Origin of the sequence: Streptomyces sp. Ncost-T10-10d, from assembly GCF_900091955.1 — a bacterium.
In the GTDB taxonomy this organism is placed as follows: domain Bacteria; phylum Actinomycetota; class Actinomycetes; order Streptomycetales; family Streptomycetaceae; genus Streptomyces.
On the sequence record NZ_FMDF01000217.1, the window covers coordinates 83665 to 92068 of the forward strand.

Annotated in this window: 7 protein-coding genes; 6 read left to right on the top strand and 1 reads right to left on the bottom strand. The window is 70.0% G+C overall.

Annotated features, from left to right (window positions below; genetic code table 11):
* Positions 1-37 precede the first annotated feature (37 nt).
* Genes GA0115254_RS37690 through GA0115254_RS37710 form a run of 5 tightly spaced genes read left to right on the top strand, consistent with a single transcriptional unit; the run spans position 38 to position 6863 of the window.
* On the top strand, positions 38-907 hold the full coding sequence (locus tag GA0115254_RS37690; protein ID WP_093899744.1) for a hypothetical protein: 870 nt from the start codon (positions 38-40) through the stop codon (positions 905-907).
* The gene (locus GA0115254_RS37695) at positions 897-2273 is read left to right on the top strand and encodes a hypothetical protein (RefSeq protein ID WP_176740451.1); all 1377 of its coding nucleotides are present in this window, start codon (positions 897-899) and stop codon (positions 2271-2273) included. The genes GA0115254_RS37690 and GA0115254_RS37695 overlap by 11 nt, the downstream gene beginning before the upstream one ends.
* Positions 2270-3820: an SCO6880 family protein gene (locus GA0115254_RS37700; protein ID WP_093899746.1), complete on the top strand. Its 1551-nt coding sequence runs from the start codon at positions 2270-2272 to the stop codon at positions 3818-3820. The genes GA0115254_RS37695 and GA0115254_RS37700 overlap by 4 nt, the downstream gene beginning before the upstream one ends.
* Before the next feature lie 42 nt (positions 3821-3862).
* Positions 3863-5281 carry an ATP-binding protein gene (locus GA0115254_RS37705; RefSeq protein ID WP_093899747.1) on the top strand — a complete coding sequence of 473 codons (1419 nt, stop codon included), beginning with the start codon at positions 3863-3865 and terminating at the stop codon, positions 5279-5281.
* Position 5282: 1 nt separating this feature from the next.
* Complete coding sequence (locus tag GA0115254_RS37710) at positions 5283-6863, top strand: type IV secretory system conjugative DNA transfer family protein (RefSeq protein WP_093899748.1); 1581 nt, start codon at positions 5283-5285, stop codon at positions 6861-6863.
* 24 nt (positions 6864-6887) lie between these two features.
* Here the strand turns inward: GA0115254_RS37710 and GA0115254_RS37715 are convergent, their stop codons facing one another.
* The gene (locus tag GA0115254_RS37715; protein WP_093899749.1) at positions 6888-7448 is read right to left on the bottom strand and encodes a GNAT family N-acetyltransferase; all 561 of its coding nucleotides are present in this window, start codon (positions 7446-7448) and stop codon (positions 6888-6890) included.
* Positions 7449-7607: 159 nt separating this feature from the next.
* On the opposite strand from GA0115254_RS37715, the gene GA0115254_RS46955 reads away from it, so the two are divergent.
* The gene (locus GA0115254_RS46955) at positions 7608-8378 is read left to right on the top strand and encodes an ATP-binding cassette domain-containing protein (protein WP_256102980.1); all 771 of its coding nucleotides are present in this window, start codon (positions 7608-7610) and stop codon (positions 8376-8378) included.
* Positions 8379-8404: the final 26 nt, after the last annotated feature.

Sequence of the window (8404 nt, forward strand, 5' to 3'; positions counted from 1 at the left end):
ACCTGGTTCAGGAAACGGTTGAGGGGGCGTACGCGGCATGAGTCTCGGCGACGAGAGCGGCTACGGCAGCGGTTCAGGTCGTACGGATGATGGATACAGCACCATCGGCGGTACGCGCCAGACCCGTACCCGCCTCCCCGACGGCGAGGGCGGCGACGGCTACAGCACCCCCCGCCGCCCCGCCCGCAACTCCCGCTCCCTCGTCACGGTGGTCGGCGTAGTCGTCCTCCTGATCGCGGCTATCGCGTTCGCGAACATGGGCGGAGGCGGCGGAGACGGCAGTGGCGGCTCGGGGAACGGGGGGAGCAAGCCTGATTCGTCGTCCACGGCGGCCACGGGGACGAAGCCGGTGACGGGGAAGAACGGTTCGATTCCTTCGGGGTTCGCCCATGACGAGCAGGGGGCGCAGAGCGCGGCGTCCAACTTTGCGGTGGCGCTGGGTTCAGTCGGGATGTTCAAGAAGGACAGCCGCCACGAGATCGTGAATACGATTTACACGGCTGAGGCAGCGGCAAATCTCAGAGACCCGCAGGACGCCGCGTACTCCGCTGACTTCCTCGGGAAGCTAGGCCTGGATCCCGATGGCAACGCACCGCAGGGCAGCACATTCGTCTCCCGGACCATCCCCGTGGGAACGAAATTGGAAGCCTTCGAGGGCAGTACCGCCAAGGTCTCGGTCTGGTACACGGGGCTGATCGGCATGTCCGGACCGGAGTCCACCGATCCCGTCAGTACCTCGTGGAAGACCTGGACCGTCCAACTCAGCTGGACGAACGCTGGCTGGAGGGCCGTCAGCGACACTCAGAAGGATGGGCCGGCTCCGGTCCCGGGCGATGTCGCTGCCTCCAGCTCGGACGAGATCAGCAAGGCCGTCAAGGAGTACGGAGGCTTCACTTATGCCAGGTAGCCCTCGCCTTCGAGCCCGCTCCGTCGTCACCGTACTAATGGCAGTTCAGACAGCCGTTGTCCTCTTCTCGGCTCGCGCGTTCGCCGCCCCAAGTCCGTCTCCGTCCCCGAGCCCGAGTAAGAGCAACAACGCCTGCGACCTGCTGATCGGCCCTGCCAAGCAGTACTGCGAGGATGGCGACGCCGGCGCCCCCAAAACCGACGCCGGCTCCGGCCTGGACAACTCCCTGGACCCCCTCTCCTCCCTCGCCCGCGGCTGCGCCGACGCCGCCGCATGGATCATCGGCAAGCTCAGCGACGCCGTGAAGCAAACCGCGAACGTCGACTTCACCAACGAGACCTTCCGGCAGCAGTACGCGATCGTGTTCGCGGCCTCCGCCATCCTCACGCTCGTCCTGTGGCTGTTCGCCGTCGCCAAGCGCGCCATCCGTGGTGTCCCGCTCACCACCGCGATCTCCGAAGCCGTCGGATTCCTCTGGCTGACGGTCATCGCCTCAGCCTTCACCCCACTCGTCCTCTACGTGGTCGTATCCGCCACCGACGGCGTCAGTGACGTGATCGCCTCGGCCACGGGAAACAAGGCCGACGTCTTCTTCGGGTCGTTCGCCGAAGCGCTCAAGAAGGGCTCCGACATCGGCGGCGGACCGATCATGCTGATCGTCGTCTCGCTCGTCTCGATCCTCGCCGCCGGCGTTCTCTACCTGGAGCTCGTCATCCGCGCCGCCCTGCTCTACGTGGGCGCCCTCCTCGGCACCGTCGTCTACGCGGGGCTCGTCGACAAGAACATGTGGGGCCACGTGCGCCGCTGGGCGGGCATCATGATCGCGGTGATCATGGTGAAGCCGGTCATCGTCATCGTGCTGGGGCTGGCCGGCGCGCTCTCCGGGGACAACGGGCCGAACGCGTTCTCCTCCGTCGTGTCCGGTCTCGCCATCATCCTGCTCGCGATCTTCGCCTCCGCGATGATCTACCGGTTCGTCCCCGGCTTCGGCGACGAGATCCAGGGCGCCCGCACCAACCGCAAGCAGGCCACCGACGGCTCCCAGGCCGCCGCGATGATCAGCTCCCCTGCCGCTCTCGTCTCCCAGGGCATCAAGACCCACAGCAGCCGCAGCGGCCAGAACAGCGGCGACAGCGGCAGCGGCGGGGCCAGGCCCGCCAACGCGGTCAGCGGCGGTGTCGCCGCCCACAGCACCCGCAACTCCGGCGGCGGGAGCGGAGTCGGCGGCGGATCTGTCCCCTCCGCCGCACCTCCGCCCCGCAGCGGATCGGGACCGGCCTCCGGCACCCCCCACGGCAGCCGCTCCCCCCGAGGTGGCGGATCAGGCAGTTCAGGTAACAACAGCACGGGAGGTGGAGGGCGTTGACGACTCAGTCCCATACGATCGCGCCCCGCCGGACGTATCTCATCGGCCGGGCCCGGCCGAACGCGATCGTCGGCAAGAACCGCGAGACCGGCGAGATCGCGCTGATCATCGCCGGCGCCTTCTTCGGCATGATGAGCGGGCTGCTCGTCCCCTACCTGGCCCCGCGGATCGTGCTGCTCGCGGGCTTCCCCCTCCTCGCCCTCGCGATCGTGTACCTCCCGTACAAGCACCGCACCCTCTACAAATGGTTCGAGATCAACCGCAGCTACAAGCGCACCCTGCGCCGCGGTACGACCTACCGCTCCGCCGCCATGGAGGCGGGCGTCGGCGCCGACGGGCGCGAGGTCGAGATCGGGCCGCCCCCCGGCATCGGCCGGATCAACTGGCTCGCCGCCCCCTTCGGCCCGGACGAGATCGCCGTACTCCTGCACGCCGACCGCCGCACCGTGACCGCCGCGATCGAGATCGAGGGCCCCGGCGTCGGGCTGCGCGACAGCGAGGACCAGGAAGCGCTCGTCGACCGGTTCGGCACGCTGCTGAAGCATGTCGCCAACGGCGACGGCTTCGTGACCCGCATTCAGATGCTTGCCCGCACCCTCCCCGCCGACCCCGACGCCCACGCCAAGGACGTCGCCCAGCGCGGCGACAAGGCGTCCCCGGGCTGGCTGCAGGAGTCGTACGACCAGCTGCAGTCCATGGTGTCCACCTCCAGCGAGCAGCACCGCGCCTACCTCGTCGCCTGCATGCACTACACCCGTGAGCTGGCCGCCGAGGCCAATGCCATGGCCCGTGCCGCCCGCCCCCAGGCCGGCCGCAGACTGGACCGGGACGCGGGTCTCGCCGTCGTCATGGCGCGCGAACTCACCGACATCTGCGCCCGCCTCGCCGAGGCCGACATCCGGGTGCGCCAGCCGCTCGGCCAGAGCCGGCTCGCCTCCCTCGTGCATTCGATGTACGACCCCGACCACCCCATCGACCACATCCAGGCCATGACCAAGCGCAATGCCTGGCCCGCCGAACTGGACGCGGTCGAACCCACGTTCCTCCAGGCAAAAACCCGCGAGTCGGCCACCCGCGCACCCTGGTGCCACTCCACGGCCTGGGTGAAGGAGTGGCCGATGACGCCCGTCGGCGTCAACTTCCTGGCCCCGCTGCTCGTCCACACGCCCGATGTCATCCGTACGGTCGCGGTCTGCATGGACCTCGAACCCACCGAGATCGCCATCGAGCGGATGCTCACCGAGAAGACCAACGACGAGGCGGAAGCCAGCCGTCAGGCCAAGATGAACCGCACCGTCGACCCGCGCGACATCGCCGCGCACGGCCGGCTCGACCAGCGGGGTGAAGATCTCGCGAGCGGCGCGGCCGGAGTGAACCTGGTGGGGTACATCACCGTGTCCTCGCGTTCACCCGAAGCCCTGGCCCGCGACAAGCGGACGATCCGGGCCTCGGCCGGAAAGTCGTATCTCAAGCTGGAGTGGTGCGACCGCGAGCACCACCGCGCCTTCGTGAACACCCTGCCGTTCGCCACCGGCATCCGTCGCTGACCGCAAACAACCGAGAGAAACGAGAGGGAGGTCGGTCACGCCATGCGAGATCCGCTGTCCGCGCTGTCGGACGCCTTCACCGCCTTCCTCTTCGGGAAGGTGGAGACGACCAGGCTGCCCGTCCGTACGTCGACCGGACAGGCCCAGGCCGTCTACCTGCCCACCGCGGCCCCCGGCCTCGGCGACTCCGGAGTGATCATCGGCCGCGAGGTGTACTCCGGCAAGGGCTACATCTACGACCCGTTCCAGCTGTACGGACAGCAGCTGCCCGCCCCGCACTGGCTGGTGCTCGGCGAGTCCGGCAACGGCAAGTCCGCGCTGGAGAAGACGTACGTGCTCCGCCAGCTCCGCTTCCGCGACCGCCAGGTCGTCGTCCTCGATGCCCAGGGCGAGGACGGCGTCGGCGAGTGGAACCTCATCGCCCAGGAGCTGGGCCTCACTCCGATCCGCCTCGACCCGACCTCCGCGCTCAACGGCGGCATCCGGCTCAACCCGCTCGACCCCGCGATCACCACGACCGGGCAGCTCGCCCTGCTCCGTACGATCATCGAAGTCGCGATGGGGCACGGCCTGGACGAACGGTCCGGCTTCGCGCTGAAGGTCGCCCACGCGTACGTCAACGAGACGATCACCGACCGGCAGCCGGTCCTGACCGACATCGTCGACCAGCTGCGCCACCCGGAGCCCGAGTCCGCCGAGGCGATGAACGTCGACATAGATGACGTACGGGCCTGGGGCCTGGATGTCGCCCTCGTCCTGGACCGCCTGGTCGACGGTGACCTGCGCGGCATGTTCGACGGACCGACGAGCGCCGGCATCGACCTCGACGCCCCGCTGATCGTCTTCGACCTGTCACACATCGACCGGAACTCGATCGCGATGCCGATCCTGATGGCGATCGTCGGCGTCTGGCTGGAGCACACCTGGATCAGGCCCGACCGGAAGAAACGCATCTTCCTGGTCGAAGAGGCCTGGCACATCATCAACTCGCCCTTCGTGGCCCAGCTCTTCCAGCGCCTGCTGAAGTTCGGACGCCGGCTGGGTCTCTCGTTCGTGGCCGTCGTCCACCACCTCAGCGACGTCGTCGACGGCGCGGCGGCCCGCGAGGCCGCGGCGATCCTCAAGATGGCCTCGACCCGTACGATCTACGCCCAGAAGGCCGACGAGGCCAGAGCCACGGGACGCGTGCTCGGCCTGCCCCGATGGGCGGTCGAGATCATCCCGACCCTCACCCCCGGCATCGCGGTCTGGGACGTCAACGGCAACGTCCAGGTGGTCAAACACCTGATCACCGAGGCGGAACGTCCCCTGGTCTTCACCGACCGCGCGATGACCGAGTCGTCCGCGGCCGAACTCCTTCCGGAGGACGTACGCGCCGCCGAGCTGGAGGCCGAGCAGCGCGCGGCGCGGATCGAGCACCAACAACGACTGAACGAGTCGTCCGAGTCAACGGTGGCATGACATGGCAGGGCGCGGCGAGGTACGTACCGGCGGCAGCGGAGGCGGCGGGGGCATCCCGGACGGCCTGCTGATCGGCCTGCTGGCCTTCCTGCTCGGGCTGACTCTGCTGGCGTGGACGGCGACCGGCCTGGCCGGACTGTTCACGCACGGCGCCTGGCCGGAGGGGGTCACCCTCGCCGAGACCCCCCTGGCGATGCGGCAACTCGTCACGACCCCGCACGACATCCCGGCCGCCTGGCCGAACACCCCGGCGGGCGAGCTCTCCGGGTACGGGCTGTTCTGGGGCCTGTTCATAGGCGAAGTGATGGTGCTGCTGGTGCTGACGGTCTTCGTGATAGGGGTGGTGACGCGTTGGCGGCTGGTACGGGCACGGCAGCGGAGCGAACGGTACGGGGACGAGGACATGCCCGTACCGTCCCGGCGGCAGGAGCCCCGGCCCGAGGCCCAGAACCCGCAGCAGACGGAGCCGCAGCCAAAGCCGGAGACGGAGACGGAGACGGAGCCTCGACCGACGGCCCACTCCCCGGAAGCCGTGCCCGCGCTCACGCCTGTGCCCGCACCCGCGCTGCACATCCCGCCCGCACCCGCACCCGCGCCCGTACCCGTGGAGCACGTCCGGCCCGAGCCCGCCCTCTCCGCGCTCCCGTCTCCCCGCACCTCCCTCGTCGTCTACGGACCGGCCGCCACCCGCCGCCCCACCGTCGTCCAGGCGATCCAGGAGGCCGACGGGCCCGCGCTCGTCGTCACTTCCGACCCCACCGTCTGGGCCGAGACGAAGGACGCCCGTGCCAAGCTCGGCCCGGTCCTCGTCTACGACCCGGGCCACCTCTGCGACACCCCCGCCCGCCTCCACTGGTCCCCCACGGCCGGCTGCGAACAGCCCGACACGGCCGCCGCCCGCTCCACCGCACTTCTCGCCCCGGTCCGGCCGCAGGCCCGTATCGACGCGACGACGGCCGACACCGCGGAAACGCTCCTGAAGTGCTGGCTGCACGCCGCAGCCATCGACGGCAGGCCCTTCCGCCAGGTCCACCGCTGGGCCCTCGGCGGCAGCGCACACGAACCGGTGCGCCTGCTCCGCACCCACCCCAAGGCAGCCTCCGGGCTCGCCGGCGTGCTGGAGTCCGCACTCACCGCCCATCCCGAACGCCGCGAGATGGCACAGGAATTGACGGTACGGGCCTTCGCCGCCCTCTCCTCGGTCCACATCCGCGAGGCCTGCACACCGAACCGGGCCGATTCGCTCGTGCTGGAATCTTTCGCGGGCGAGGGGGGCACCCTTTATGTGGTGGGTGAACCGATCGAGGATCCCCGCTCGGGTCCCGGAGCAATGCCCCTGCTCACGGCACTCGCCTCACACGTGGTCGAGCACGGCCGCCGCATGGCCGCACGGTCAACCGACGGTCGGCTCGACCCACCAATGACGCTCGTACTCGACGACGTCGCCGCGGTGGCGCCCCTGCCCCGGCTCCCGGAGCTGCTGTCGACCGGTCAGGCCCAGGGCCTGCCGACCCTGGCCCTCCTCCGCTCCCGGGAACAGGCCCGCGCCCGCTGGCCCCAAGACCTCACCGGCGCACGCTAGCCGGGCGAGCCCGGCGCCACGCACCTACACCGGCCGCCCCACCGCATACTCCAGCTCCCGCGCGGACGGGTCGCCCGGCACAGGCACCCACTCCCCGGTGGCCACGAACCCGATCCGCCGATAGAGCGCCGCAGCCCGCGCGTTGTCCTCGTGCACATACAGCCGCACCCGCTCGATCCGCGGCTCCACCAGCGACCACGCCCAGTCCGTCCCGGCCCGGAACAGCTCCTCGGCCAGGCCCTCGCCCCGCACCTCGGGCCGTACGAACACACCGACCACATGCGCCTGATGGACGTCGGCCGCCTCCCCGAACCGCACGTCCGCGTCCGGCCGCTCGATCAGCACGGTGACGCTGCCGTCCCACCGCCCGTCGGGCGCGACGGCGACGAACTGCCGCACTTCACCGCTCCCGGCCTCGGACGCGCCGAGCGCCCGGTCCTGCCAGAACGCGTTGGGCCGGGCCGCGCCCTGCGCGTACGTCTCCAGAAAGGCCACCGGCGCCGCCGGGTCCTGCAGCGCCGCCAGCCGCAACTCCTTGACCAGGGGCCATTCATCGGCGCGCACGGCTCGCATCACATGTTCCATCCGCCGATCCTTCCCTTCCCCACCCGACCTGCGCAAACAACATTCACGGCCCCGACCGTCCCCGCGTCGTACCCCGGTACTACACGCACCGCCACATCCCGCCCCAGGTCCGACGCCCGAGGCACGCCCCCTCCGTAGCGCCGACCGCGTGATCAGGGCATACGCACTCACCAAGAGGTACGAAGACACCAACGTCGTCCAGGACCTCGACTTCACGGCCCGGCCCGGCCCGGCACCGTCACCGGATTTCTCGGCCCGAACGGCGCCGGGAAGTCGACGACGATGCGGATGCTGCTCGGCCTCGACGCCCCACCCCGTGGCCGCTCGACGATCGGCGGACGGGCGTACGCCGCCCACAGCGCACCGCTCACCGAGGTCGGCGGGCTCCGGGAGGCCCGCTCCGTCCACCCTGGCCGGACCGTCTACGACGGCACAATCGAAGCAGGCCCACTGTCGAAGCCCACAGCCACGGATTCGACCGCGGGCAGTTGGCGGGGTTCGGCTCCGACTCCCCCTGGGGGACACACCCTCGCGACGACCGTGGTTCTCATCGTCACGACGTTCGACCTCGACCGGTACGCGTACGACGGCCTCCGCGCCGGCGCCAGCGGCTTCCTCATCGAGGACGCACTGCCGGAGGAACTGCTCTCCGGCATCCGGGCTGTGGCAAGCGGCGACGCAGTGGTCGCCCCCGGCCTCACCCGTCGTCTTCTGGGCGCGTATATGCAACACCTGCCGACCGTTCCCGGCGGCCCCTCGAACCTGGACGCACGCATCGCGACCCTCATCGGACGGGAATCCGAACGGCTCCACCTCGCCGAATCAACGGTGAAAACACACGTCACGCGCATCCTCGCCAAAACGGGATCCCGCGACCGCGTCCCGGCAGTCATCCTGGCCTACGGCACCCACTTGGTCACCCCCGTCTGACAGCAAAGAGCCGTGAACGCAGAAAA